The sequence below is a fragment of the Hymenobacter psoromatis genome (assembly GCF_020012125.1).
Taxonomy (GTDB): Bacteria; Bacteroidota; Bacteroidia; order Cytophagales; family Hymenobacteraceae; genus Hymenobacter; species Hymenobacter psoromatis.
The window spans coordinates 4,192,993-4,217,420 of sequence record NZ_JAIFAG010000001.1; the positions used below are offsets into that span (position 1 = coordinate 4,192,993).

24 protein-coding genes are annotated in these 24,428 nt (G+C 61.0%); 9 read left to right on the forward strand and 15 right to left on the reverse strand.

The features are described from left to right. Positions 1-53 precede the first annotated feature (53 nt). Complete coding sequence (locus LC531_RS18115; RefSeq protein WP_223652797.1) at positions 54-1,604, reverse strand: hypothetical protein; 1,551 nt, start codon at positions 1,602-1,604, stop codon at positions 54-56. 323 nt (positions 1,605-1,927) lie between these two features. Here LC531_RS18115 and LC531_RS18120 point away from each other — a divergent pair, with 323 nt between their 5' ends. Then, positions 1,928-2,629 carry a hypothetical protein gene (locus tag LC531_RS18120; RefSeq protein WP_223652799.1) on the forward strand — a complete coding sequence of 234 codons (702 nt, stop codon included), beginning with the start codon at positions 1,928-1,930 and terminating at the stop codon, positions 2,627-2,629. 67 nt (positions 2,630-2,696) lie between these two features. Continuing rightward, positions 2,697-2,957, forward strand: a complete 261-nt coding sequence (locus LC531_RS18125) for a CsbD family protein (protein WP_223652800.1) — start codon at positions 2,697-2,699, stop codon at positions 2,955-2,957. Positions 2,958-3,054: 97 nt separating this feature from the next. On the opposite strand, the gene LC531_RS18130 is transcribed toward LC531_RS18125, so the two are convergent. Further along, positions 3,055-3,939, reverse strand: coding sequence for a histone deacetylase family protein (locus LC531_RS18130; protein WP_332874864.1), 885 nt, complete (start codon positions 3,937-3,939; stop codon positions 3,055-3,057). A 258-nt stretch (positions 3,940-4,197) separates the two neighbouring features. Between LC531_RS18130 and LC531_RS18135 the strand changes: the two genes are divergently transcribed. After that, entirely contained in the window at positions 4,198-4,386 is a 189-nt protein-coding gene (locus tag LC531_RS18135) for a hypothetical protein (RefSeq protein WP_223652802.1), read from the forward strand. A 14-nt stretch (positions 4,387-4,400) separates the two neighbouring features. Here the strand turns inward: LC531_RS18135 and LC531_RS18140 are convergent, their stop codons facing one another. Further along, a complete protein-coding gene (locus LC531_RS18140; protein WP_223652803.1) occupies positions 4,401-5,183 on the reverse strand; it encodes a TIGR00266 family protein in 783 nt (260 codons plus the stop codon). A 131-nt stretch (positions 5,184-5,314) separates the two neighbouring features. Here LC531_RS18140 and LC531_RS18145 point away from each other — a divergent pair, with 131 nt between their 5' ends. Further along, positions 5,315-5,704, forward strand: a complete 390-nt coding sequence (locus tag LC531_RS18145) for a toxin-antitoxin system YwqK family antitoxin (protein ID WP_223652804.1) — start codon at positions 5,315-5,317, stop codon at positions 5,702-5,704. 84 nt (positions 5,705-5,788) lie between these two features. Here the strand turns inward: LC531_RS18145 and LC531_RS18150 are convergent, their stop codons facing one another. The 6 genes from LC531_RS18150 to LC531_RS18175 form a co-directional block, all read right to left on the reverse strand. Further along, a complete protein-coding gene (locus tag LC531_RS18150) occupies positions 5,789-6,157 on the reverse strand; it encodes a hypothetical protein (protein ID WP_223652805.1) in 369 nt (122 codons plus the stop codon). A gap of 147 nt (positions 6,158-6,304) precedes the next feature. After that, positions 6,305-7,852: a glutamate--tRNA ligase gene (gene gltX, locus LC531_RS18155; protein WP_223652806.1), complete on the reverse strand. Its 1,548-nt coding sequence runs from the start codon at positions 7,850-7,852 to the stop codon at positions 6,305-6,307. A gap of 74 nt (positions 7,853-7,926) precedes the next feature. Further along, positions 7,927-8,316, reverse strand: a complete 390-nt coding sequence (locus tag LC531_RS18160) for a RidA family protein (protein ID WP_223652807.1) — start codon at positions 8,314-8,316, stop codon at positions 7,927-7,929. 27 nt (positions 8,317-8,343) lie between these two features. After that, positions 8,344-9,816 (reverse strand): DUF6056 family protein, encoded by a 1,473-nt coding sequence (locus LC531_RS18165; RefSeq protein ID WP_223652808.1) that lies wholly within the window; start codon positions 9,814-9,816, stop codon positions 8,344-8,346. A gap of 90 nt (positions 9,817-9,906) precedes the next feature. Next, positions 9,907-11,742: a glutamine--fructose-6-phosphate transaminase (isomerizing) gene (glmS, locus tag LC531_RS18170; RefSeq protein ID WP_223652809.1), complete on the reverse strand. Its 1,836-nt coding sequence runs from the start codon at positions 11,740-11,742 to the stop codon at positions 9,907-9,909. Positions 11,743-11,959: 217 nt separating this feature from the next. After that, complete coding sequence (locus LC531_RS18175) at positions 11,960-12,772, reverse strand: glycogen/starch synthase (protein ID WP_223652810.1); 813 nt, start codon at positions 12,770-12,772, stop codon at positions 11,960-11,962. 116 nt (positions 12,773-12,888) lie between these two features. Here LC531_RS18175 and panC point away from each other — a divergent pair, with 116 nt between their 5' ends. Further along, positions 12,889-13,734 carry a pantoate--beta-alanine ligase gene (panC, locus tag LC531_RS18180; RefSeq protein WP_223652811.1) on the forward strand — a complete coding sequence of 282 codons (846 nt, stop codon included), beginning with the start codon at positions 12,889-12,891 and terminating at the stop codon, positions 13,732-13,734. Between the two features lie 70 nt (positions 13,735-13,804). On the opposite strand, the gene LC531_RS18185 is transcribed toward panC, so the two are convergent. Beyond that, complete coding sequence (locus tag LC531_RS18185; RefSeq protein ID WP_223652812.1) at positions 13,805-14,818, reverse strand: sugar phosphate nucleotidyltransferase; 1,014 nt, start codon at positions 14,816-14,818, stop codon at positions 13,805-13,807. A gap of 181 nt (positions 14,819-14,999) precedes the next feature. On the opposite strand from LC531_RS18185, the gene LC531_RS18190 reads away from it, so the two are divergent. The 4 genes from LC531_RS18190 (at position 15,000) to LC531_RS18205 (ending at position 18,031) form a co-directional block, all read left to right on the forward strand. Further along, complete coding sequence (locus LC531_RS18190; protein WP_416138562.1) at positions 15,000-15,617, forward strand: LemA family protein; 618 nt, start codon at positions 15,000-15,002, stop codon at positions 15,615-15,617. 147 nt (positions 15,618-15,764) lie between these two features. After that, on the forward strand, positions 15,765-16,229 hold the full coding sequence (locus LC531_RS18195; protein WP_223652814.1) for a TPM domain-containing protein: 465 nt from the start codon (positions 15,765-15,767) through the stop codon (positions 16,227-16,229). Next, complete coding sequence (locus LC531_RS18200; RefSeq protein ID WP_223652823.1) at positions 16,226-17,056, forward strand: TPM domain-containing protein; 831 nt, start codon at positions 16,226-16,228, stop codon at positions 17,054-17,056. The genes LC531_RS18195 and LC531_RS18200 overlap by 4 nt, the downstream gene beginning before the upstream one ends. Positions 17,057-17,137: 81 nt before the next feature. Beyond that, positions 17,138-18,031, forward strand: a complete 894-nt coding sequence (locus tag LC531_RS18205; RefSeq protein ID WP_223652825.1) for a TPM domain-containing protein — start codon at positions 17,138-17,140, stop codon at positions 18,029-18,031. Between the two features lie 55 nt (positions 18,032-18,086). On the opposite strand, the gene LC531_RS18210 is transcribed toward LC531_RS18205, so the two are convergent. The 5 genes from LC531_RS18210 to LC531_RS18230 all read right to left on the reverse strand — a co-directional run bounded on the left by LC531_RS18210 (position 18,087) and on the right by LC531_RS18230 (position 24,354). Beyond that, positions 18,087-18,698, reverse strand: coding sequence for a 3'-5' exonuclease family protein (locus LC531_RS18210; protein ID WP_223652827.1), 612 nt, complete (start codon positions 18,696-18,698; stop codon positions 18,087-18,089). 72 nt (positions 18,699-18,770) lie between these two features. Then, complete coding sequence (recJ, locus tag LC531_RS18215) at positions 18,771-20,645, reverse strand: single-stranded-DNA-specific exonuclease RecJ (RefSeq protein WP_223652829.1); 1,875 nt, start codon at positions 20,643-20,645, stop codon at positions 18,771-18,773. A gap of 214 nt (positions 20,646-20,859) precedes the next feature. After that, complete coding sequence (locus LC531_RS18220; protein WP_223652831.1) at positions 20,860-21,525, reverse strand: carboxypeptidase-like regulatory domain-containing protein; 666 nt, start codon at positions 21,523-21,525, stop codon at positions 20,860-20,862. Between the two features lie 324 nt (positions 21,526-21,849). Continuing rightward, positions 21,850-23,700 carry a tetratricopeptide repeat protein gene (locus LC531_RS18225; RefSeq protein WP_223652833.1) on the reverse strand — a complete coding sequence of 617 codons (1,851 nt, stop codon included), beginning with the start codon at positions 23,698-23,700 and terminating at the stop codon, positions 21,850-21,852. Between the two features lie 24 nt (positions 23,701-23,724). Continuing rightward, positions 23,725-24,354 carry a Uma2 family endonuclease gene (locus LC531_RS18230; protein WP_223652835.1) on the reverse strand — a complete coding sequence of 210 codons (630 nt, stop codon included), beginning with the start codon at positions 24,352-24,354 and terminating at the stop codon, positions 23,725-23,727. Between the last annotated feature and the right edge of the window lie 74 nt (positions 24,355-24,428).

Consider the following 24,428-nt stretch of genomic DNA (forward strand, 5'->3'; position numbering starts at 1 on the left):
ATTTAAAGTTTAGAATAAAGAATGGAATGATTCCTTATTCTAAAGTCAACCCCCTACCCCGCCACTTGCAGCAGCACCTCATAATAGGGCCGCCCCAGCACCCGCGCCCGCAGCCAGGCGTAGAAGCTAATTACCTGTAAATCTTCGCGTTCCTCGGACAGGAAAGCTGGTATAGTAGCTACGCGGCCGGTAAAGGCGGGGGTAGTCGCCACGGCCGGGTCGTTGATAATTTCGTGCACCAACTCCAGGTAGCGCACCACCGCGTGGTAGGGGCCGCCGAGGGGGGTAGGGGGCTGTTCGGCGGTGGCCTCGGCGGCCGGAAACTGCTCATGCAGCCGCCGCTCGGTGGCCCGCAGGCGCACGAGGGCCACGTCGGGGTTGCCCAGTTCCAACTGAATGAGCAGTTCGCCGATGTTGTGGTTCAGCAGCCATTCGAAGCCCATATTCTGCTCCAGCCAGTGGTCGGTGCGGTCGAGGCTGATGAGCGTCTGGCTGGCTTTAGCAAACTTGCCTTCGGCAAAATAATGGAACGTAAGCTGCAAGCGGGCCGTGAGCTGCGCGGCGGGCGGCAGGGGCGGCTTGGCTTTCAGCGCATTTTCTAATAAGCTGATGCTTTCCAGGTTGCGATTCAAAAAGGCATAATTAGCGGCCAGCAAAAACGTGAGGCGGGGCCCCACATCGACAAACTGCCGGGCGGGGGCGGCGGCCAGCACGGCCAGCGCCTGCTCCAGGTAGGCCACCGATTCGGCGAAGCGCCGCGCCCGGTACAAGGCGTGGGCCAGCATGTAGAGCAGCCGCAACTGGTAGCCGCGCTGGGCCGGCGCAAAGCCGTGGCGGCGCTCCATGAGCCGGTAGCAGCGCTCGATGAAGGGCGCGAACGTGGTAAAGTCGCCCCGCGCCAGCATGGCGTGCCGCGTAATGCTCAGCAGCCGGCATAGCAGCGAGGGCGAGCGGGCAAACGCCTCCTGCAAGTCGTACTCGGTGAGCACGCTGCGCACCAGCTCATCCACGGGTATCGCGCCGCGGCCGTGCAGGCGCGCCTGGCGCAGGCGCTGGCGCAGCAGGGCATCGGCAATGCCAGCGCGCTCTTCCTCGTCGGCGGCCTTTTTGTTGCGGTGGCGGCGCTCGATGATGGCGGCCAGCGGCTCGGCGTGGGGCGAGCTGGCGTACTCAATCTGCACGTTGTACACGGCGTTCAGCGGCTCGTACTGCTCATTGTCGAGGGCCAGCTTTTCGGCCTTGCGCAATACCGTCCAGGCCAGGCGCGGCACGCCGGCCCCAAACAGGTACTGCGCCAGCGTGAGCTGCCCGCGCACCGAGGTGGTAGCCGTGGCATCGTGCTGGCGCTGGCGCAGCAGCAGAAAATCAGTGAGGTGCTTGAAGAGCCGCTTGCGCAAGGCGTAGTACGCCCCAGCGTTAGGCTCGTCGGGGTAGAGCTTGCGAATCAATTCCTCCGGCCTGTATTCCTTGGCGTGCAGCAGCAGGCCGAGCAGGCGCAAATCCTGGCGGCCAGCGGCCCGGCGGCGCTGCCACTGAATGAATTGTACCAGTTCGCGGCGGTCGTCGGGCGAGAGGGTTTGCAGGGTCAGGCGCAGGTCGTCCATTGAGGGGTAGGGGAGTATGACAGCCTTTTTTTGGCCGCGCTACCCGCCCAAAGATACTCCCGAAAATATTTTATTAAAATCCGATGAAGTGTGAATTAATCCTCTTTCTATCAATGCTTTACTTCAAAGGTAATTGCTAACGCAAAGTCCCATTCGTGGCAAAGTCGCCTGGCGGAAGCGGGGGTAGGGCCGGTAGCTTCGGCCTACCCTTCACTCTTTTATCTGCCTGCTTATGAAACGCTTGCTACTCACCGCCACCCTGTTCCCCGCTGGCCCGCCCAGCCGCCGCCCAGGACCTGCTTACCCGCCGCGAGGGCACCGAGATGCTGGTTAAGGTCCTAGAAATCACGCCGGAACTAGTGAAATACCACCGCTTCGACAACCCCGATGGGCCGCTCATCAGCGTGCGCAAGGCTGAGGTAATTCGCCTCAAATACGCCAATGGGAAGCAGGAAATCCTGACTCCGCTCGCGCCCGGCGCGGCCTTGCCCACCCCCGGCCAGCTGGGCACCGCACTGGCCCCTACCCCCCCGCCGCCAGCCGCCGATTCGGCTACCCCGGCTGAGCAGCCCGACACACTGCGGCTGCCGGTAAACAGCGTTTTTTTGGTGCGCTACGCCAATGGCACCCATGCGGTACTCCCGCCAGCCGCGCCGGTCCGCGATACGGCCCAGTCATCCTTGCTCGGCCTGAATGCTGAGCAGCGCCGACAGCTAGGCGCGCAACATGCCCGGCGCTACTATCACCAGAGCGGGCCCTTTTGGGGCGCGTTTGCTTTAGTGGTTGCTATCTCGCCTATTTATGGCGTAGTGCCCACTACCTGCATCAGCCTCAAGCACGTGGCGGGGCGCAACCTGATGGCTCCGCAGCCCCAGCTGCTCCACGACCCGGCGTATGCCAGCGGCTACCAGCGCCAGGCCAACCGCAGAAAAGCCGGCCGCGCCTGGGCGGGCTATAGCGTGGGGTCGGCGGCCTACCTGGCTTTTTTTGCTTTTCTCGCCATTACGCTGACTGGCGGCCTATAAATTGCCTAACCTGCCGGCCGCCTCCCTCGTACAACTGCCATCACCCACCCTTTCACGTTTTTCACGTATGGATATCAACGATAATAACGTCAACGACCAAACCGAGCTGCGCGCTCGCGGCGACTGGAACCAAATTAAAGGGGCTGCCAAGCAGAAGTGGGGCCAGCTCACCGATGATGACATGACCTACGACGAAGGCAAGCAGGACGAGTTTTTTGGCAACATCCAGAAGAAGACTGGCCACGCCATCGACGACATCAAGGACTGGTTCTCGAAAACCTTTAGCGGCACGAGCAACGACCCTAACCGCCCCTCGAACCAGAGCTAATTACAGCTTTTGTTTTTTACTTAAAGCCCCCGCTCCTACCCTGGAGCGGGGCTTTTTGTTGGCCGCGCCGGGGCGGCCCTACCCCTCGCCAACCGGCTCAGTCCCAGAGGCTGGCGGCCACGCGATAGGTGTTGGCGTGGGCCTCCACAATGTCAATGATATTGGCGGAATAGCCGCCGCCCATGCATATCACCACGGGTAGGCCGCGCTGGTGGCAGGACCTGAGCACTAGCTCGTCGCGGCGGCGGCAGCCGGCGCGGGTCAAAGCCAGGTGGCCGAGCTTATCGGTGGCCAGTACGTCTACGCCGCTGAGGTAAAATACAAAATCGGGCCGCACCTGCTCGTCGAGCAGGCGCGGCAGCACGTCGGCCAGTTGCGCCAGGTACTCAGCATCGCCGAGGCCGTCGGGCAGCGCCAAGTCGAGGTCCGATACCTCCTTGCGGCCCGGAAAGTTGCGCGCGCCATGCATCGAAAACGTGAATACCCGCGGCTCGTGCCGGAAAATGGCTGCCGTGCCATTGCCCTGGTGCACATCGAGGTCGATAATTAAAATCTGGCGCACCCGCGCCGGCTCGTGGGCCAGCAACCAATTGGCCGCCACCGCTTGGTCATTGAGCAGGCAAAAGCCCTCGGGCCGGCCCGCGAAGGCATGGTGTGTACCCCCGGCGATGTTGAGCGCTACCCCTCCGCCCGCCAGCACCCGCTGCGCACAGCCAATGGTGCCGCCCAGCAAAGTCATCTCGCGGGCGGCCAGCGCCGGGCTCCACGGAAAGCCGCTGGCCCGCTCCTCGGGGCGCGTGAGCTGGCCGTGCAGCAGGCGGTGCAGGTAGTCGGCCTCGTGAGTTAGCAGCACGTCGGCCAGCGGCGGAGGGGTAGGGATGAAAAAATCGCTGGCCGTGGCCGTGCCCTCGTGCAACAGCTGCTCGGGCAGCAACTCATATTTCAGCATCGGGAAGCGGTGGCCAGGCGGTAGAGGCAGCACATAATTGGGGGCAAATGCGATATTCATGCAAGCAGTCGTCGGCGCGGCTAAAATGAAACGAAAGAAGGAACAGCCACTGTTAAACGGCTACCAAAAAGCGCCGTACTATTTCGGCACTATTTTGGAAGTATACGTCGGCTGCTTAGCCAATTAGCCGGCCGAAACAATCCGCATTGGCAAACGCAACGTACCTTTCCTCGCTATTTTGAGAAGTTATACTTTACACGCAGCCCTACCCTTCCCCACTCTTTTATTTTTATGGCTTCCCCGCATTTGTCCTCCTCCGTAGCGCGGCAGTACCGCCGCTCCTCCTTCAATGGTGCCAAGCAATTGAAAGCGGCTAGCGCGCCTACCTACCGAATATTAGTAGTAGTTGGGCTGCTGGTAGCGGCGCTGGTTGGCACGTTGGCTGTGGTGGCCTACGCGTTGGCCACCAGCCCCAAGTAGTCGGCACACCAGTTTTATTCGTCAAACAGGCTCCCCAACGCCCCGCCCAGCACGGTGCCGCTTTCTTTGCCGGCATTACCACCGTTGGGGGCCAGCGCCCGGATGAGCTTCTTGATGGGCATTGACTGAATCCAGACGCGGCCGGTGCCGCGCAGCGTAGCCAGCAGCAACCCCTCGCCCCCAAATATCATCGACTTGAGCCCCCCGGCGCGGGCCACGCTGAAGTCGATACTCGGTTCAAAAGCCACCACGCAGCCCGTGTCTACGCGCAGCAGCTCGTTGTTCAGACGCTTTTCGATGATGGTGCCGCCAGCGTGCACGAATGCCTTGCCGTCGCCGGTGAGCTTTTGCAGGATAAAGCCTTCACCGCCAAATAGCCCGGCCCCAAATTTCTGGTTGAAGTGCAGGCTGATTTGGGTGCCCCGCGCGGCGGCCAGGAAGCCATCCTTCTGCACGATGAGGCCCTGGGGCATGGTGCCCAGGTCAATGGGGATGATGGTGCCGGGGTAGGGCGCGGAAAATGCCACCCGACTCTTGCCCGCGCTGCCGCGGTGCGTGAAGTGGGTCAGAAACAGGCTTTCGCCCACGAGCAGCCGCGTGCCGGCCGAAAACAGCTTGCCCAGCAGGCCCTGGTCGGGAGCCGAGCCGTCGCCCATCTTGGTTTCAAACGCGATGGCCTCATCCATGTACACCATCGCACCGGCTTCGGCAATCACGGTTTCCTGAGGGTCCAGCTCTATTTCGAGCACCTGAATATCGGAGCCCAGAATGCGGTAATCAACGTCGTGGGAGCGCATACGCAGCGAAAAAAAAGGTGAGTGGCAAAGGTAAGCGGCGGCCCCAAGGCAGCCCTACCCCCCCTGTAGCGGCGCGGGTCGGCTTCGCGTTACAGGGTTTTCAACCGCTATTCTTGTCTTTCTGAGAGCTGATGCGCATCCTGCTGCTTACCCTACTGAGCGCGCTGGCCACGGCCTGCTGCTGGCCCCGGTTATCGAGCGGCCCGCGCGGCTTCTGGCACCCCAACCGCGTGGACCACCACGGCGACCACCAGGGCCGCTGGAGAATATACAGCGACGATGCTAACACCCAACCTTACCACGCGCGGGTGCTACCGCTACGGCCGGCCAGTGGGCGTTGGCGTTACTACGCGGCCACGGGCAGCCTGGTGTGGCAAGAGCGCTACCGCCGCCACGGCCTCAGCGACCTTATCTACTACTACCCCAGCGGCCAAGTAGCTCGCCGCGGCCAGGCCCGCGTGGCCGACGAGCCCGGCGGCCTGCACTTCTACTGGTTTGGGCAGTGGCAATCGTATTTATAGGCCGGCGTTTTGCAAAAAATCGACACTTACGATAATGGCAGATTAGGTGCCACCAGCGTAGTGCAACACCTGTAGGGGCAGACTTTAGTCCTCGTCCTCTTTCTTGCGCTTGGCCTCGCGGCTGGTGCGCTTCATAAAGTCCTCATCCGATTCTTCGGGCTCATCCGCACCTTCGGCTTCGGCGAAAGCGTCTTCATCTTCTTGGGCTAAGCGGGCTACTTCGGCGGCAGCACTGGCTTGGGCTTCTTCGCCAAACTGTCCCTCACGATGCACAATTTTCTTGTCGCGCACGTGCCGGCCCAGAAACTGATTTATCTGCTCGATGGAGTAGTTGGACGTGATTTCGCCCAGCGGATTCACCCCGATTTCGAAGCCTTCCAGTTCTTTGTGCACGCGGGCCTTCTTCTCGGGGTCGGGGGTAGTCTTTTTGGGTTTAACGGGTTTCTTAGCCATGACCAGTGGGGAGTGGTGAGCAATTAGGGATGAATACTGAGCGCTTACTTCGCATACGCAAAAAGCCGTTCCTGAGTGTTTCCAGAACGGCTTTTTACCCCTCGCATGAAGTGGTCAATTGCTCCCCACTCCTTGCTTTGTTAGCTGTTACCCTAGCTTTTCTACCGCGGCCCGCAGGCGCTGGGCCACTTCGCCGGTACCCAGAATGGCCAGCGTCTCGAATAAATCGGGGCCGGCGGCACCACCCGTTATGGCCACGCGCAGCATTTGCAACACCTGGCCCGGCTTCAGGCCCTGGGTTTCCATCGTCTGGTTGAAGATGGCTTTCAGCACTTCGGCGTTGGCACTGGGCTCCGAGCTGGCGGGTAGGGCCTCGGCGTAGGCGGCCAGGGCGGCGCTCACCGGCGCGTTCCATTTCTTGGTCACTACCTGCTCATCATACTCCGTCGGCGCTTGAAAGAAATACTTCGCTTCCTGCCAGAAATCCTGCGGGAAGCTCACGCGCTCTTTCATCACCCCCACGATTTGCTCGGCCTTGGCCTCGGTGCATTCCAAGCCGTGCGCAGCCAAGGCCGCGAGCAGGTAGGGGGCCAGCTCGGCATCGGACTTGGCGCGCAGGTAGTGCTCGTTATACCACTTGGCCTTGGCCACGTCAAACTTAGCGGGCGACTTGCTCACCCGGTCAATTGTGAAGGCTTCAATCAGCTCGGGCATCGAGAAAATCTCCTGGCTGGTACCGGGGTTCCAGCCCAAGAAAGCCAGGAAATTGACCAGCGCTTCGGGCAAGTAGCCCTCTTCACGGTAGCCGCGGCTCAAAGTTGGCTCACCCGTTTCGGGGTCGGTACCGCGCCATTCGAGGGCAAAAACCGGAAAGCCCAGCCGGTCGCCGTCGCGCTTGCTAAGCTTGCCAGTGCCGTCGGGCTTCAGCAACAGGGGTAGGTGGGCAAACTGCGGCATAGTCTTCTCCCAGCCCAAATAGCGGTACAGCAGCACATGCAGCGGGGCCGAAGGCAGCCACTCTTCGCCCCGAATAACGTGCGAGATTTCCATCAGGTGGTCGTCCACGATGTTAGCCAAGTGGTAGGTCGGCATCCCGTCCGACTTCATCAGCACCTTGTCGTCGATGGCACTCGAATGCACCACTACCCAGCCCCGAATCATATCCTGAAAGCGCACTTCCTCCTTGCGCGGCACCTTGAGGCGAATGACGTAGGGGGTATCACTTTCCAATAATTGCTTCACCTCATCCTCGGGTAAGGTAAGCGAGTTGCGCATTTGGGCGCGGGTGATGCTATTGTACTGCGGGTTGGGCACCTTGGCGGCTTGCAGGCGCTCGCGCATGACATCCAGCTCCTCGGGCGTGTCGAAGGCGTAGTAGGCGTAGCCATCGCGGATGAGCTGGTCGGCATAGGCGCGGTACATGGGCTTGCGCTCGCTCTGGCGGTAGGGCGCGTGCGGGCCACCCTTCCAGGGGCTTTCGTCCAGCTCAATGCCGACCCATTCGAGGCTCTGGCGGATGTAGTCTTCCGCACCCGGCACAAACCGGTTCTGGTCGGTGTCCTCAATGCGCAGTATCATGGTGCCGCCCAACTTACGGGCCAGCAAGTAATTATAAAGTGCCGTGCGCACACCGCCAATGTGCAACGGCCCGGTAGGCGAGGGTGCAAAGCGCACTCGAACAGGTCTCTCAGTCATAATGCCGCAAAGGTACGGTTTGGCAATGGGTGAATGAGTGAGGGGGCGAATGGATAAATACCCACCCGAGTCATTCACCCATTATCCACCGCGATGCAGGAAATTTCCACCTCCACGTCGCGGGGCAAGCGTGCTACCTCCACCGTTTCGCGGGCCGGGGCGGTAGCTTCATCGAAATAGGTGCCGTATATCTGGTTGATAGTGGCGAAGTTGCCCAGGTCCTTCACGAAGATAGAGCACTTCACCACGTCGGTGAGCTGGAGTCCGGCGGCGGCCAGCACGGCGGTCAGGTTTTGCAGCACCTGGTGCGTTTGGGCGGTCACGTCGCCGGCACCCACCAGCTGGCCGGCGGCGCTCAGCGGTATCTGGCCCGAAACGTACACGGTATTGCCAGCCCGCACGGCCTGCGAGTAAGGACCAATGGGCGCGGGTGCCTGGTCGGTGAGGATAATCTGGTGGGGCATGATGACGAGTGGGGGGGTAGGAATAAGTTAGGGCTTGTGGGCGGCTTGCCATTCAGACAATGCCGCTGGGTTGGGCTTCACCCAGATGGCCGACTTGTGAAAGAACCGTGCGTATACCTGGTTGCCCCACAAGGCGGGGTTGTACGAAATATCAACGTAAACCAGCGTGACGGGGCGCACCGGGAGTTCGGGTAGTTGTATGCTGTCTAGTCGGCTGGTGCGTATCTGCTGATAGCGAGCATACTCCGCCGAGCTGTAGCGAGCCGCATCGCCGCTAAGCCAGTCGTGGTACGCCTGCACCACGGTATTAGGGGCCTTGCCAATGCCTTCGTGCACCAGATTCTGATTGTGGTCGGTAAAGAACAGGCAGAGGATAATTACCCCCGCGGCTGCGCGGAGCGGCCACGCCGCCGGGTAGCGGAGCGGCCAGGCCAAGGCGTAGCGCCCTACCCCCGCGTGCACGCTCAAGAACCAGCAAATTAAAAAGTAGAAGTACAAGATATTTTTAACCCGCAAAGCCGGCCCGATACCCTGTACTAGGTAGCAAAACCACATGGAGCCGAATAGTCCTATCAATAGCAATAGCGGCCACAACCAAACCGGTCCCGTTGTGAGGCGGTTGAGCAGGCTACGGCCAGCATAGCGGGTAGTGGCCTGGCTCACTGGCAGCAGCACTACCGTGAGGGCTAGCAATAAGGCATTACCAGTCCAATTGAGGAGGAGGTAAGCCGTACCCACCATTGCCAGCACGCCCGAATGCACAATCTGCATGTGGTAGCCCGGCCGGGCGTGCAGGCGATGAAAATTACCTGGTGCGACAAGTGTCAGTAGGCAGCCAATTGTAATAGCAACTCCTACCCAGTGAGCTTCCCGGCGAGCCGGCCGTAGGCTGGGCAGCACCCACAGCGCACCGCCCACCAACAGCAGCAGCAACGCCCCGATTTCGGAAAATCCGGCAATTAGAAACCCGAGTACTCCACTTAGCAGCCACCGGCTAAGCTGGGTTCTCTCCTCGGAAGCAGCGTAGCATCTGGCCAGCAAGACCAACAGCCAGCAGGTAAAAATAAGCGGTGTTAAGTAAGATTGAACTCCGGTTAACCAAAAGAGTCCTTCGGCTGGCCAAGGAAAGGCACTAAATGTCAGTATCAGTATTACGCTGCCAATCAGTAACTTATCGCTATGCGAGCCTGCTACCAAAGTAGCACCAGCAGTATACAAGCTAATAGCGAAAGCACTAATAAAGCCAAAAATAAAGTATGGATACCACGAAAAATGTTCTCCGAGTAATCCCTGGAAAAAACTGAAAAGCGATGAAGCAAACCGACCTGAATGGGTGTTATAAATATCCCAGCAGTAACTAAAGATATTCGTCGTGCGCAGAATAGTAGCAATGGTAAAGTCATCGAGAGTTGGGTGACTGTAAAGTGCTAAGACTAAGAAGGGAAATACGCAACTTAGCGCTAATACAACCAGACAGAGAACGTTAGACAAACGTAGCATATAGGCTATTCATTCGTAAAAAATAAGCAAGAAATCTACCTGATTAAGGGCCGATTTCTTGCTTGTCTTACTCTTGATTGATTAGTGGACTTACTCCACCGTCACCGACTTGGCCAAGTTGCGGGGCTGGTCCACGTTGCAGCCGCGCAACACGGCAATGTGGTAGCTCAACAGCTGCAAGGGGATAACCGACACCAGCGGCATGAGCACCTCGGAGGTCGCGGGCACTTCAATCACAAACTCAGCCATTGCCGGGATAATTGTGTCGCCTTCCGTTACCACCGCGATAATACGGCCCTTGCGAGCTTTCACCTCCTGAATATTGCTCACTACCTTCTCGTAAGAGCTGTCCTTGGTGGCGATGACGACCACCGGCATGTTCTCGTCAATAAGGGCGATGGGGCCGTGCTTCATTTCGGCGGCGGGGTAGCCCTCGGCATGGATGTAGCTGATTTCTTTCAGCTTAAGCGCACCTTCCAGCGCTACCGGGAAGTTATAGCCCCGGCCCAGGTAGAGGAAATTGGGCACGTCCTTGAACGTCTCGGCAATCTCCTGAATCTCGGTGTCGAGCTTGAGGGCCTTCTCTACTTTAGCTGGAATGTTGTGCAGCTCCGCCGTCAACTCGCGCAGGCGGGTATCCGAGAGGGTGCCTTTACGCTGGCCGATGCACATAGCCAGCAGCGTCAGCACCGTTACTTGGGCCGTGAACGCCTTGGTGGAGGCTACCCCGATTTCGGGGCCGGCGTGGGTGTAAGCGCCTGCGTCGGTGGCGCGGGCAATGCTGCTGCCCACCACGTTGCAGATGCCAAAGATGGTCGCGCCCTTGCTCTTGGCCAGCTCCAGGGCGGCCAGCGTGTCGGCGGTTTCGCCGCTCTGCGAGATGGCAATTACGATGTCGCGCTCCGAGATAACGGGGTTGCGGTAGCGGAATTCCGAGGCGTACTCCACTTCTACCGGAATGCGGGCCAGGTCCTCAATCAGGTATTCGGCTACCAGGCCGGCGTGCCAGGAAGTGCCACAGGCGACAATGATGATGCGCTGGGCATTCACAAACTTCTGCTCGTAGGCCCGGAAGCCGGCCATGTTCAAGTGGCTGCCGCCCAGCTCCAGCCGGCCGCGCATGGAATCCAGGATGGAACGCGGCTGCTCGAAAATCTCCTTGAGCATAAAATGCTCGTAGCCACCTTTTTCGATGCTGTCTAGCTCCAGCTCCAGGCGCTGAATGTAGGGCGTCTGCACCACGTCCTCGCGCGAACGAATGGCCAGTTGCCCGTCTTTAATAACGACCAGCTCGTAGTCGTTCACATAGACTACCTCGTTGGTGTACTCGATGATGGGGGTAGCGTCGGAGGCCACGAAAAACTCGCCCTCTCCAATGCCAATCACCAGCGGCGAGCCCTTGCGGGCCGCGATGAGCTGGTCGGGCGCATCCTTGCTGAGCACCACGATGGCATAGGCCCCGATGACTTCGTGCAGCGCCAGGCGCACGGCTTCTTCGAGCGAGCAGTGGTTTTGCTGCTGAATCTCCTCAATCAGATTGACGAATACCTCGGTGTCGGTATCGGAGTGGAAGACGTGGCCCTGCTGCTCCAGGTGAGTTTTGAGGGACGCGTAGTTCTCAATAATGCCGTTGTGAATAATGGCGATGCGCTCCGAAGTCGAGAAGTGCGGGTGGGCATTCACGTCATTGGGCTCGCCGTGGGTAGCCCAGCGGGTGTGGCCCATGCCCACCGTGGCGTGGGTATCCTTGTCAGCCAGGAATTTTTCGAGCTCCGCGACTTTGCCCTTTTTCTTATACACGCTCAGCGTGCCGTTGAGCAGGGCCACGCCGGCCGAATCATAGCCGCGGTATTCGAGGCGATGCAAACCTTTGAGGATAATGGGGCAGGCTTCCCGATGGCCCAGATACGCTACGATGCCACACATGGCGATAAATATCTAATAGATGAAGAAAATCAAGACACATTTAGCCAGAAGCTGAGGCCGGCCGATAAGCAATTTTGTGGCCAGCCGCTCCTTTTTAATACAAAAAGCTGGCCGCCGGCCCGCTTGCAGCGAGGCCAGCGGCCAGCTTAGGAAATGCAAAGTTACGCTTTTTACCGCGACCGGGAAGCGGGCATTCGCTTGCCTGCGGGGGTAGGAATTAGTTGGCCAGCTCGTCGTAAAGAGCCTGGTACGAGGAGAGCAGATTCTCGTCGGTCGCTACCTGGCTCAGGGTCTTGCGCGAGGCATACTCTTTGAACAGGCCGTTGAGGTTGTCCGAAAAGTCTTCGTCTGAGCGCACTACCGTGTCGGCGTACTGCATGCCCAGCTTCACGAAGCCCGAGAAGTCAGCCGACTTGAGCGACGTCAGCATATCGTCGTCGATGTCGAGCATCTTGGCTTTTTCAATTAGGTTGCCTTCGAATTTATCTAGAAATTCGTTATTGTAGACCGTGAATACCGACTTGGCATCCTTGAAAACCGGGTCTTTCTTGTAGGTCGTTTTCAGGTAAAGCGGGATGAGCGAAGTCATCCAGTCGTTGCAATGCACGATGTCGGGCGACCAGCCAAGCTTCTTCACCGTTTCGAGCACGCCCTTGCAGAAGAAGATGGCGCGCTCGTCGTTGTCGAGGTAAAACTTGTCGTTTTTGTCCACTAGCGCCGACTTGCGGTGGAAGTAGTCCTCGTTGTCGATGAAATAAACCTGTAGCTTCGCGGTCGGAATGGAGGCTACCTTAATAACCAGCGGCTTTTCGTCGTCGCCCACCGCGATGTTAATGCCTGAGAGGCGCACCACCTCGTGCAGTCGGTTTTTGCGCTCGTTAATGATGCCGAAGCGGGGCACGAAAATCCGAATCTCGGCTCCCGACTCCTGCATTCCGGCCGGCAGGCGGCGCAGCAGCTCCGCTACTTTCGTAGTCTGGAGGAAGGGGTCTATTTCGGTGGCCGCGTATAGAATTCGCAACTTCGACATGTGGGAGGAGCTAAAGGATTTGGGAACGGGCCATAGATTGGCTCCTCAAAATTACGCATTTTTTCTCGAATTTGCAATAAAATTCGCTCAGCCTCGCTATTTTCTCGTTCAGCTTAATGCACATTTTTACTAACGCCGCCGAACTGCGCGCCTACACCGAAACCCAGCGTGCGGCCGGCCGCCGCCTCGGCCTGGTACCCACGATGGGTGCCTTGCACGAAGGGCATCTGCAACTAGTGCAGGCCGCCGCCACGCAGTGCGACGAAGTGATTGCCAGCGTATTCGTTAATCCTACCCAGTTCAATAACCCCGACGACCTGCGCCTCTACCCCCGCGTGCCCGAGCAGGATGCCGCCCTGCTGGCTCCGGCCGGTTGCACGGCCCTTTTCCTACCCCCCGTAGCCGAGGTATACCCGCAGCCCACCATGTTGCGCTTCGACTTCGGGGCCTTGGAGCAGGTGATGGAGGGCGCGCACCGGCCCGGCCACTTCAATGGGGTAGCCACGGTGGTAAGCAAGCTTTTTCACTTCGCCCGGCCCCACGTAGCGTACTTCGGGCAGAAGGACTTCCAGCAAGTAGCCGTGGTGCGGCAGCTAGTGGCCGACTTATCCTTTGATTTAGAGCTGGTGGTGTACCCCACCGTACGCGAGGCCGATGGCCTGGCCATGTCGTCGCGCAACCGCCGGCTTTCGCCGGCGGCGCGAGCCGCGGCCCCGCTCTTGTACCAGGTACTGACCGCGGCCGCCGCGCAGGTGCGCCAGGGCCTACCCCCCGCCCAGGTCCAAGCCCAGGCCCTGGGCTACCTGGCTAAGGCTCCCGAGTTTACCCCCGAATACTTCGAACTGGTGAATGCGCACAGCTTGCAGCCGGTGGCGCAGTATACTATCGGCCAGCCGCTAGCCTTGTGCGTAGCCGCGCATTTGGACGGTGTGCGGCTGATTGATAATGTGGTAATTGAGTAATCAGCCCACGTCTGTCATTGCCGCGCTCCACTTCATTGCGCTCGCAATGACAGACGGTTTTATTTAGTTTTTAGCCCCGCGCCTGGCCGTAGTCAATCTCCGTGTTGTCGCCCAGGTTCAGGCTGTGGTTCAGTCCTTTGAAGGAGGCGTCGGAGCCCACAATGCAGTCGCTCATTACAGCTGAGCTTAGCTCGGAGTAGGAGCCGATGATGCTGTCGCTGACGATGGTGTGGCGGATAATGGTGCGGTCGCCGATGGCCACGTTGGGGCCAATGATGGCGTGCTCGATGCGGCACCCTACCCCGATGCTGACCGGCGGAATGACGACCGTGTTCGGAAACTCGGGGTAATCACGTACTTCGCGAAACTCGGGGCGGTCGAGCAGGCGGGCGTTGGCTTCGAGCAGGGTTTCTTTGCGGCCGCAGTCAAACCAGTTATCCACGGCGGCGGTGTGCATCACTTCGCCCTCTTCGATAAGGTGCATGAGCGCGTCGGTGAGCTGGTACTCCTCGTGGGTGCGGCGGCCGGTGGCGATGAGCCATTCCAGCGCCTGGGCCAGGGCCTCGGCGTTGGCGATTTTGTATAGGCCCACCAGCGCGTAGTTCGACTTCGGGATGCGGGGCTTCTCGACTACCCGGCTCACTAGGCCGGTTTCGTCGGTTTCGACCAGGCCAAAGAGACTGGGGGTTTTGACTTCCTTCACGGCCAGTACCGAGCCGGGCTGGCGCAACAGGGCGGTCAGGTCCACGTCCACGATGGTATCGCCGAGCAGAATCAGCACGCCGTCGGGGTCGTGGCGGAAGGTATCGCGGGCTACCCACAGGGCGTGGCCCAAGCCCTCGCGCGGCTCCTGCACCACGAAGGTGGCATCAAGCTCCGGGTAGTAGCGGCGCACATACTGCTCAATCTTCTCGCCCAGGTAGCCAATGATGAAGACAAACTCGGTGAGGCCGGCCCCGCGCAGCCGGTCGATGATGTGGCCCAGGATGGTATTGCCAGCCACCGGCACCAGGCTTTTGGGCTGGGTGTGGGTGTGCGGGCGCAGGCGCGAGCCGATGCCGGCCACGGGAATAATAGCTTTCATGGACGAAGAAGGCAAAGGCGGAAAAGCACCACCCTACAACCGTTGCCGAGCGGCTGCGTACTTTGCGCCGGTCAGGCTCCACAACCGTCACCGCCCGGTGGAGGTTGCGCGGCCAGGTTTAATTCTTTCCCACCGCAGGGCCTCAAAGCTAGCGCCCGGCACTTAGAAATCCTCCAACCTTATGAAACGCCTTCTTCTCTACTTCGCCGGACTGCTGCTGATGCTCACGCAGTCGTCGTGCGGCTACAACGGCATGGTGCAGCGCGACCAGGCCGTTAAAAGCCAGTGGGCCAACGTGCAAAGCTCCTACCAGCGCCGCTCCGACCTGATTCCGAACCTCGTGAATACGGTGAAGGGCGCGGCCAATTTCGAGAAATCTACCCTCGAAGGTGTCATCGAAGCCCGCGCCAAGGCGACCAGCGTGCAGCTAAATGCCGACCAGCTGACGCCCGAAAACATCCAAAAATTTCAGGCTGCCCAGAGCCAGCTCTCGGCCGGGCTGGGCCGGCTGCTGGCCGTGAGCGAAAATTACCCCGAGCTGAAGGCCAATGCCAACTTCCAGGAGCTGCAAGCTCAGATTGAGGGCACCGAGAACCGCATCAACGTGGAGCGCAATAAGTTCAACGAGAGCGTGAACGACTACAACACCTTCACCCGCTCCTTCCCCAACAACCTCTTCGCGGGCATGTTCGGCTTCCCACCCAAAGGCTACTTCGAGGCCGATGCCGGCGCTAAAGAAGCGCCAAAAGTGGACTTTGGCGACATGGGCGGCGGCAACACGCCAGCGGGCAGCAAGTAGTCGCCGGGCTGCCGAACAAGTAATTGTCTGCCAGTGCGAGGAGGAACGACGGAGCAATTCTTCCTATTCGTTCGCTAACGGAAGGAAAGGTTGCTCCGTCGTTCCTCCTCACACTGACAAACAATTTTATTTCATCTCTGATTTACTATGACTCATCCCCTTACGCCTGCCCAAGAAGCCGGGCTCGTGGCCGCCATCAAGGCGGCGGAGCTGCGCACTTCAGGCGAAATCCGGCTGCATTTGGAAGATAAATGCCCGACCCCGGAGCCGCTCGACCGCGCGGCGCAGGTATTCGCGGAGCTGAAAATGCACCATACCAAGCTGCGCAATGGCGTGCTGTTTTACCTGGCTTGGCAGACGCGGCAGTTTGCCGTGGTGGGCGACGCGGCCATTAACTCCGCGGTGCCCGACGACTTTTGGGAGGCCGTGAAGGAGGAAGTGGTGGGCCATTTCCGGCAGGAAAAATACGTGGCCGGGCTGGAGCGCGGCATTCGGCTGGTGGGCGAGCAGCTGCGCCAGCTCTTCCCCTACGACGCGGCTACCGACGTGAACGAGCTGCCCGACGACATCTCTTACGGCGACGATGCCCCTACCCCCCCCGCCGGCCAATGAAGACCCTGCTAACGCTTATTCCGAGGAGTAGGGCCCCGCGCCCAGCGGCTTGGACCGGGTTGCTGCTACTCTGCCTGAGCTTGGTACTCGGCCTAGCTGCCCGCGCCCAGACCGTGCCACCGCGGCCCAATCCGCCGCGCCTTGTCAACGACCTGGCCGGCTTGATGCAGCCACAACAGGTGGCCGCACTGGAGCAAAAGCTAGTGACATATAACGATAGCACATCGTCGCAGATTGCGGTGGTGACGATACCCAGCCTTGACGGCAACGACATGGCCGACTACGCCCAGAAGCTGTACGAAAGCTGGGGCATCGGCCGCAAGGGCAAGGACAACGGTATTTTAGTGCTGGTGGCGGCCAAGGAGCACGAGGCCCGCATCCAGACCGGCTACGGCCTGGAAGGTGCCGTGCCCGACGCCTTGGCCAAGCGCATTATCAGCAATACGCTGGTACCAGCTTTCAAGCAAAACGACTACTACGCGGGCCTCGACCGGGCCACCGACCAGCTCATTTCCCTGGCTAAAGGCGAGTACAAAGCCGACCCCAACGACGCGCAAAACCAGGGCGATTCGTCGGGTTCCGGCATTGGGTTCTGGGTTATCATCGGGGCACTCATCCTCATTTTCCTGCTGCGCTCGCGCGGCGGTGGCGGCGGGCGCGGCGGCATCGGCGGCGGCCTCATGGGGCCCATCCTCTTCGGCGATTTTGCGGGGGGTAGGGGCGTATTTGGCGGCGGGGGCGGTGGCTTCGGCGGCGGTGGTGGGGGCGGCTTCGGGGGCTTCGGGGGGGGTAGCAGCGGCGGCGGCGGGGCCAGCGGCAGTTGGTAGCTTCAAAGTCATAAGGCGGGCTTTAGCAAAAGCCAGGCGGTTTCTAATGTCCCGATAGAGCTGGCATCTGCTTCCTCGTTTATGAGCAAAAAGCCCCGCAACAGTCCGATTCCAGCGGCCCTTCCGACCGATGAGCCCTCAATATCGATGGTGGGCAAAATTTTTAGGAGCCTGGGCTGCCTGGGGATACTGCTGATTGCCAGCGTTTTCATTGCGATATTTAGTACGCTTTTGTGGAATTGGGCTAGTGCCGGGCTGGCGCACCTGGGTGCCCCGCACCCGGCCGCTACCAGCAGCGGGATGCCCGTGCGGCCCGCGGTGTACACGCCCGTAGTGGATGCGGCGGGTATTCTAACCACAAATGAGCTGCGCGCGCTAAGCACGAAGCTTCAGGAATTTGAGCACGCTTCCACTACCCAACTGGTGGTGGTGACGGTACCGAGCCTAAACGGTAACGAGTTGGCCGACTATGCTCAGCAGCTCTACCACAGCTGGGGCATCGGGCAGCGCCACAACAACAATGGCCTGCTGGTGCTAGTAGCCATGCAGGAGCACGGCCTCCGCATCCAGACCGGCTACGGCCTCGAAGGCGCTATTCCCGATGCCACTTGCGAACGCCTCATTACCAATGTCTTGGAGCCCGCTTTCAAGAATCAGCAGTACTATGACGGGTTGGATGCCGTTACTACCCAACTTATTCAGCTGGCGCAGGGCGAAACCGCTTCCTTCGCGCCCCCGGCCGACACTACCCTCTCCTGGGGCCTCGTACTGCTCATTATGGGTCTGTTGCTGGCGCTGTTATTTCGCGCGTTAGGCAGCGAAGCGCTCTGGGGCTGGACGGCTCTCGCCGGTACGGGCGTTGGCTTCAGTTCGTCCGGGTCGTCTTCTGACAGCGATAGTAGCTCCTCGTCCTCGTCTGGCGACTCGTGGGGCGGTGGCGACAGCGGCGGCGGTGGGGCCAGCGGGTCCTGGTAAAATGAGTAATCGGCAATGTTGCTCTAATGGGCTGAACGACATCACCCATTGCCTATTACTCATTATTTATTTTATAAACCGGGTGCTCATAAAACGGCCGCAGCAGGCGCACGACTTCCAGCGCATCGGCCAAGGCCTGGTGGGCTACGTGGGGCTCGGCGTCGCCGGCGCGGGCCTGGCAGATGAGCATGGTGGGCAAGCGGCTGTCTTTGTGCCAGTTGAGGTAAAAGGCGGCCGGGTCCAGGGTGGCCGGCTCGGCCTTGATGAGCGTACCCCAGCCGGGCAATTGGCGCAGAAAGAGCAGGTCGAAGGTGGCCACATTCTTGCCAGCTATCGTCACGCTCACGCGGTCTTTTTTATCGGGCCGAAAGCCATTGGCCAGCAGAAATTCACGCAGTTGCGGCAGCACCTCCTCGGGCCGGCAGATGTCGGGCGCGTCGGCCTTGGTTTTATCGGCCAGCTCGTGCAGCAAGCCCGCGTTGAGGGCCAGCGCCCCGGCCGTACCGCAGATTTCGGGGTGGCGCAGCGCCCGGCGGAAGGCTGGTAGCGCCGCCAGCGGCGTGTCGGCGGCACGGCGGGTATCTTCCACCACGGCGGCCAGCTCTAACACCTGGTGCCGCAACGGGTCCGGCCCGCTCATTTCGAGGTCAAGGGAAACGTAACGCACGTTTTTAGTGATTAACGGTTAGTGTTTAATGATAATACCGTTCTAGCACATTAAACGACATTAATCACTGAATTACTCCCAGTGCAAATCAAGTAGCCGGAGCTGCAAGGTGCGGCTACCCCGGAACTCGTTCATTTCCAAAGCGTAGCAGGCGTTAAAATCCACGTCGGGATTTTCGAGCAAGCGGGGCAGGTAGTGGCCCAGGCCGAAGCCGATGCCTTCGAGAAGAACGCCAGGGGCGCGCTCGGGCTGCATGAGCCGGATTTTGAGGTGGCCCGCCTGGCCCACCGGCCGCACCGAGCCCGGCACGGCCCGCACGCCCCGGCTGGCAAATATGGGCGCAGGGTTACCTGGCCCAAAGGGCTCCAGGCGGCTGAGCTGCTGCAAGAATTCCTCGGTGAGCTGGGTGAAATCCAACTCGGCATCAATGTCTACGGGGCGCACCGGCAGCTGGCCGGCGGGCAGCCGGGCGGTCACCTCACGCATAAACTGCGCCCGGAAGGCCGGCACGTTTTCAACGGGTAGGGCCAAGCCGGCCGCCGCCTTGTGGCCGCCAAACTGGCGCAGCAGCGGGGCGCAGGCTTCCAGCACCTCGTGCACGTCGAAGCCAGCCACCGAACGGGCCGAGCCGGTGGCCAGCCCATCGCGCTCGGTCAGGATGACGGTGGGGCGGTAGTATTGGTCGAGGCAGCGCGAGGCTACGATGCCGAGCACGCCCTGCGGCCAGTGCGCCTGGTAGAGCACGGTGGCCGGCGCGGTCGCGCCTTCGGGGTCTTCGGCGATGAGGGCCAGCGCCTCCTGGGTGGTGCGCGTGTCAGAGAGGCGGCGCTCCTGGTTCATGTGGTCCACTACCTCGGCGGTGTAGCGGGCCTCCTGCTGGGTCGAGGCCAGCAGCATGTTCACGGCGCGGTGGGCGTCGCCCATGCGCCCGGCCGCGTTGATGCGCGGCGCGAAGCCGAACACCAATGAGCTGAGGCTCAGCGGTCCCGGCCGGGGAGTAGCCAGCTCGTGCAGCGCGGCCAGACCGGGGCGCAGGCCATCGGCGCTCGGCACAGCGGCCGGCGCGGCCAGCGGCGCGGGGCCGTCGAGGGTATCGGCGGCGGCCAGAGCCGAGGGCTGGGGCACGGCAAAAGCCGCCGCCTGCGTCACGTTGAAGCGGCGCAGGCCGTGGGCGGCCAGGATGCGGTTTTCGCCAGTCACGGGCACCACGTCGGCCGCGATGCTTACCGTCACGAGGTCGAGCTGGGCGTAGAGTGGGGCCAGCGGTAGGCCTAGCTGCTCGGTAAAGGCTTGCAGGAGCTTGAAGCCCACGCCGCAGCCCGAAAGCTCGGGGTAGGGATAGTCGCAGTCGGGGCGCTTGGGGTCGAGCACGGCCACGGCGGGCGGCAGCTCGTCGCCGGGCAGGTGGTGGTCACAAATCACGAAGTCCAGGCCCCGCAACTTGGCGTAGGCCACCTGCTCCACGGCCTTCACGCCGCAGTCGAGGGCGATGACCAGGCCAAAGCCATTGGCCTTGGCAAAATCCACAGCCTGCATCGAGATGCCGTAGCCCTCACGGTGGCGGTCCGGGATGTAGGGTTGCAGGCGGCTGGCCTCGTCGGGCGTGCCGGGCGCATCGGCCAGCGGCCGCAGGTAGCTCACTACCAGTGCCACCGACGTGATGCCGTCCACGTCGTAATCGCCCAGCACCAGAATGCGCTCGCCGCCGTCGAGGGCCCGGCGCACGCGGGCCACGGCCAGGTCCATGTCGCACATCAGCCAGGGCGATACCAGTTTGTTCAGGTCGGGCTCGAAGAAATCGCGGGCCGCGGCGGGCGTGCTAATGCCGCGCTGCCCCAGCAGCCGGGCCAGTAGCGGGCTGATACCCAGCGCTTGCACCAGGCCGGCTACCGTCGCGGGGTCGGGGTCGGGCGCAAAAATCCAGCGCTTAAGAGGAATAACAGCCATTAATAGTTCAGACAGAGATAGCCTCAAAAGTACGCAAAATTTACCCGGCGTACTTTCGCGCTTCTCCCCTACCCCCATGCACCGCCTCCGCGAGTTTTATCAGCGCTACCGTCAATATATTCTATCCGATGGGCTGATGTACGTGGTATTCATCCTGGTGCTGGCCGTGCTGTTCATCTTCTTTCGGTAATACCTGGTTTTCGCGTAGCGCCGATTACTCGTACCCCCGGTTATCCTTGAACGCCTTGTTGTACTGCAACTGCCGCTGATGAGCCTTTTCTTTGGCATCGGCCGCCTTCGCGGCTTGCAGCTTACGGCGCTCTTTGCCTTCCTGGGAAAGCTTTTTGTAGGCCCAGTCAATGGCAATGGAGCCGGTCGACGGGGGTGGCGGCGGAGTCGAATCGACGGGAAACATCGGCGTAAGCTTGGGGCGCACGGCTACCTTGGGCTGCACTACGGGCGGCCGCCGCAGGTTGCGCAACGCCCGGTCAATACTGGCGTGGTCGGTGCGGTCGGCCGTTACCTTCACCTCGTCGAGACGCACCGAATCGGGCTGCAGGCGCACTTGCAGCCCTAGTTGCGCCCGCACTGCGGTTCGCAGCAGCACCTGCTGCGGCTTATAGCCCAGGGCCCGCACCAGCAGCGTGTCGGTGGGCCGGGCAGTGAGCAAAAAATTGCCCTGCGCATCGGCAGCCGTGCCGCGCCGGGTGCGCTGCACCCGCACGGTAGCGCCCGGCAGCGGCCGCTGGCTGCCCGCGTCGCTCACGCTGCCGCTTATGCGCAGCAGGACCGGCGGGCCGGCAGCCTGCGCCGCGGCCCGCTGCCCAACGGCCAGCAAAATACTTATAAACCAGTATCTTATTAGGAATAAATTATTCACAAAACGTACTGCTAGCTACTGCTTCACGGTAACATAAGCGGCCAGCGACGCGCCTGGCTCGCGCTTCCAAGCCTCTAAGCTACTCTTGCGTAGCATGGCCGCCCCGCCAACCTGCGTCCCGTAACGAAAGGCCGGCTTTGGGCTTTGGTCAACCCTGCCAAAAAGCAAACAAACTCTTGGCAGCAGACGCAGAAACGGCATTAGACGGCAAGTAGAAAAACCGCCCACAGCTGGCGGCTAGCTTTTTACTGATACCAAAACGGGGCTGTGGTTACCCGGTCAGGGCTTTGCAGTGAGATTTCGCGCGGGGTAGCCCTACCCCCCCTACTGCACGGCATCGCCGCGCAGCCGCCGGAAGCGCTTGCGGGCCTCGGCCACGTAGATGCTGCCGGGGTATTTAGTCAGCACCTGCTGGTACAGGGCCTGGGCCTGGGCTTTGTCCTTGAGGTTTTCATCCTGAATTTCGGCGGTCAGAAACAGCGCGTCATCGCTCAGCACGTCGTACTTGGGGTTGCTGGTAATGAAGCCCAGGGTGGCTACGGCGGCGGCGTAGTCGCCGGTGCGGCGCTGCAGCTGGGCCTTCAAAAACAGGGCGTCGTCGGTGAGGGCATGGCCAGGATACTTGCGCAGCAGCGCGTCGAGGCCGGCCTCGGCCTGCGGGATTTTATTCTGAAATACCAGTTCTTCCACGGCGGCGTAATCCTTCAGGGCCAGGCCCAACGTATCCTCGGCGGTATTTTCCTGAATGAGCAGCGACAACTGCATGGCATCGTTGGCAATTTCGCGGGTCGTGGCTTCTTTCAGAATATCTAGGTGGCTCTGGGCCAGCTTAAAATCGCCGGCGAAGTAGCTCAGCCGGGCGTTGCGCAACTTGGCCTCGTAGCCCAGCGGCGCTTCGGGGTGGGCCTTTTCCACCTGCGAATAAAGCAGCGTGGCCTCCCAAGGCTCGCCCTTCAGTAAATACAAGTCGCCGAGGGTAGTTTTGGCTTCGTCCACCACGTCGGTTTCGGCGCGGGGCATGGCAATTATCTGCTGCAACAAGCTCATGGCCTTGGCTTTATCATCGAGCTGAAAGGCGTAGAGGTTGGCCAGCTGGCGCATCACCGGGGCGGCATCGGGGGTAGGGCCCAGCTCCGTGATAAGCTGCTGATAATCGGTAGCCAGGGCTTGCACCTGGGCGGGGTCCACGGGATAGGCATCGCGCACCTGGGCCTCGCGGGCTTGCAACAGCAGCTGGCGGGCAATGGCGTAGTAGGGGCCGGTGCGGTACTCGCGCACCACGTAATCGCAGGCCGCAATGGCGGTGGCGTAGTCGCGGTTGCGCTGCGCAATGCCGGCCAGGCTCAGCACGCGGCTGCCCTGGGCGTTGGCGCGGCGGTCGAGGGCGCGGGCCTGCACCAGCGCGCCCACGAAGTCGTGGCGCTGCACTTGCAGCCACAGCAGCAGCTCGGCGTAGCTGGTTTGTTCGGGCTCGGCCTGCACCTTGGCGAGCAATATTTTTTCGAGCGCGTCGAAGTCCTTTTCGTCGCGTAGGGCATTCTGGAGCATGTTGCGCACGAAGGGCAGTTGCTGCGGGTCGCGCTCCACTAGGCGCAAGGTCTCGGCCAGCAGCTGGGGCTGCTGCTGGGTTTGGGTGTAGAGCTGGATGAGCTGCGGGGCGTACTCGGTGTTGTTCTGAGCCAGCTCACGGCCGCGCAGGTAGGCGCGCTCGGCCCAGGCGGGCAGCTCGCGCCGGCTAAAGTCGGTGGCTACCGGCGCTACCTGGGCGGGCTTGAGCTGGGTAATCACGCGTTGGTACTGCTTCTGGGCCGCCGCGCTGTCGCCGGTGGTGGCGTAGAGCGCGCCCAGCGCCACGCCGTAGGTGCCCTCTTCGGGGTGCTGCTTGATGGCTTTTTTAACCAGTTTTTCGGCGTCTTTATAGCGCTTCAAGGCTTGCAGGGTGGCGAGGTAGTCGGGCAGCACGGCGGCGCTGGTTTGCTCGTCGCCCTTCAGCTTTTCAAAGAGAAACGCGGCTTTGTCATACTCACCCCGGTGGGCATACTCGCGGGCCAGCGTGGGCGCGTCGATGGGTCCCCAGCTGCCGGCGCGGGCCGGGCCGCCCTGGCCGGGCATCTGAGCCGCCGCGGGAGCGGCCAGCAGCAAATAGCCTATTGGTAAAAGCAGTAGAAAACGCATACTTTTTAACGTACTAAGGTGCTTTTACGCAATTCCTTGCTCTTGCAAATACTGGCCGATGTTGAAAAGCTGGCCGTTGAGCAGCTCCAGGTCGCGGTGCCAGTCCATCGTGAGCCAGGCGTCGGCCCCGCGCTCGGCCACCAGCACCTGCCGCGAATCGGTGAACACCCAGATGACGCGCTCGGTGCCAAAGTCCAGCAGCTTACGGATTTTGCGGTTCACGTAGTTGCTGTCGGCCGGGTCCTGCATGTCGATGCACACGTCGATTTCGACTACCACTTTGGCCGGCACCGTCACGTAGCGAGTGTTTATCTGGTCGGGCGGCAGGGTGGCTTTTTCATAAATGGCCACGTCGTGCGACATATTATCACGGTGGTCGAGGTGCACGCCTGCCTCGTTGGTGGCGAACCAGTATTTATTTTCATCCAACTGGCGCAGCATTACACGCATGAAATACCCCACCAGCACCCGCTGCAATGAGCTTGAACCCCTAATTTCCTCGGCCGTTTTACGGCCAGCCAGCACGGCTTGGTAACCTGCGTAGTAAAGGGGCCGCCCGTCCAGAGTTTCGCGCACGAGGCGCTCACGCAGCAGGGCGCGGCGGGCGGCAACGGCGCGGCGCGGCGGGCGCACGGCGGGTTCGAGGGTAGGCATAATTTCTGGTTTTTAAGCTGCCCAAGATACAAGACTATCCCGGAAGTAGTGCCCTCGCGGTGGCGAGCAGTGGG

Excerpts from the sequence above, each read along its gene's own strand:
- LC531_RS18115 (WP_223652797.1), bottom strand. The coding sequence starts at position 1,604 with ATGGACGACCTGCGCCTGACCCTGCAAACCCTCTCGCCCGACGACCGC.
- LC531_RS18120 (WP_223652799.1), top strand. The coding sequence starts at position 1,928 with ATGCTGGTTAAGGTCCTAGAAATCACGCCGGAACTAGTGAAATACCAC.
- LC531_RS18125 (WP_223652800.1), top strand. The coding sequence starts at position 2,697 with ATGGATATCAACGATAATAACGTCAACGACCAAACCGAGCTGCGCGCT.
- LC531_RS18135 (WP_223652802.1), top strand. The coding sequence starts at position 4,198 with ATGGCTTCCCCGCATTTGTCCTCCTCCGTAGCGCGGCAGTACCGCCGC.
- LC531_RS18140 (WP_223652803.1), bottom strand. The coding sequence starts at position 5,183 with ATGCGCTCCCACGACGTTGATTACCGCATTCTGGGCTCCGATATTCAG.
- LC531_RS18145 (WP_223652804.1), top strand. The coding sequence starts at position 5,315 with ATGCGCATCCTGCTGCTTACCCTACTGAGCGCGCTGGCCACGGCCTGC.
- LC531_RS18150 (WP_223652805.1), bottom strand. The coding sequence starts at position 6,157 with ATGGCTAAGAAACCCGTTAAACCCAAAAAGACTACCCCCGACCCCGAG.
- gltX (WP_223652806.1), bottom strand. The coding sequence starts at position 7,852 with ATGACTGAGAGACCTGTTCGAGTGCGCTTTGCACCCTCGCCTACCGGG.
- LC531_RS18160 (WP_223652807.1), bottom strand. The coding sequence starts at position 8,316 with ATGCCCCACCAGATTATCCTCACCGACCAGGCACCCGCGCCCATTGGT.
- LC531_RS18165 (WP_223652808.1), bottom strand. The coding sequence starts at position 9,816 with ATGCTACGTTTGTCTAACGTTCTCTGTCTGGTTGTATTAGCGCTAAGT.
- glmS (WP_223652809.1), bottom strand. The coding sequence starts at position 11,742 with ATGTGTGGCATCGTAGCGTATCTGGGCCATCGGGAAGCCTGCCCCATT.
- LC531_RS18175 (WP_223652810.1), bottom strand. The coding sequence starts at position 12,772 with ATGTCGAAGTTGCGAATTCTATACGCGGCCACCGAAATAGACCCCTTC.
- panC (WP_223652811.1), top strand. The coding sequence starts at position 12,889 with ATGCACATTTTTACTAACGCCGCCGAACTGCGCGCCTACACCGAAACC.
- LC531_RS18185 (WP_223652812.1), bottom strand. The coding sequence starts at position 14,818 with ATGAAAGCTATTATTCCCGTGGCCGGCATCGGCTCGCGCCTGCGCCCG.
- LC531_RS18190 (WP_416138562.1), top strand. The coding sequence starts at position 15,000 with ATGAAACGCCTTCTTCTCTACTTCGCCGGACTGCTGCTGATGCTCACG.
- LC531_RS18195 (WP_223652814.1), top strand. The coding sequence starts at position 15,765 with ATGACTCATCCCCTTACGCCTGCCCAAGAAGCCGGGCTCGTGGCCGCC.
- LC531_RS18200 (WP_223652823.1), top strand. The coding sequence starts at position 16,226 with ATGAAGACCCTGCTAACGCTTATTCCGAGGAGTAGGGCCCCGCGCCCA.
- LC531_RS18205 (WP_223652825.1), top strand. The coding sequence starts at position 17,138 with ATGAGCAAAAAGCCCCGCAACAGTCCGATTCCAGCGGCCCTTCCGACC.
- recJ (WP_223652829.1), bottom strand. The coding sequence starts at position 20,645 with ATGGCTGTTATTCCTCTTAAGCGCTGGATTTTTGCGCCCGACCCCGAC.
- LC531_RS18225 (WP_223652833.1), bottom strand. The coding sequence starts at position 23,700 with ATGCGTTTTCTACTGCTTTTACCAATAGGCTATTTGCTGCTGGCCGCT.
- LC531_RS18230 (WP_223652835.1), bottom strand. The coding sequence starts at position 24,354 with ATGCCTACCCTCGAACCCGCCGTGCGCCCGCCGCGCCGCGCCGTTGCC.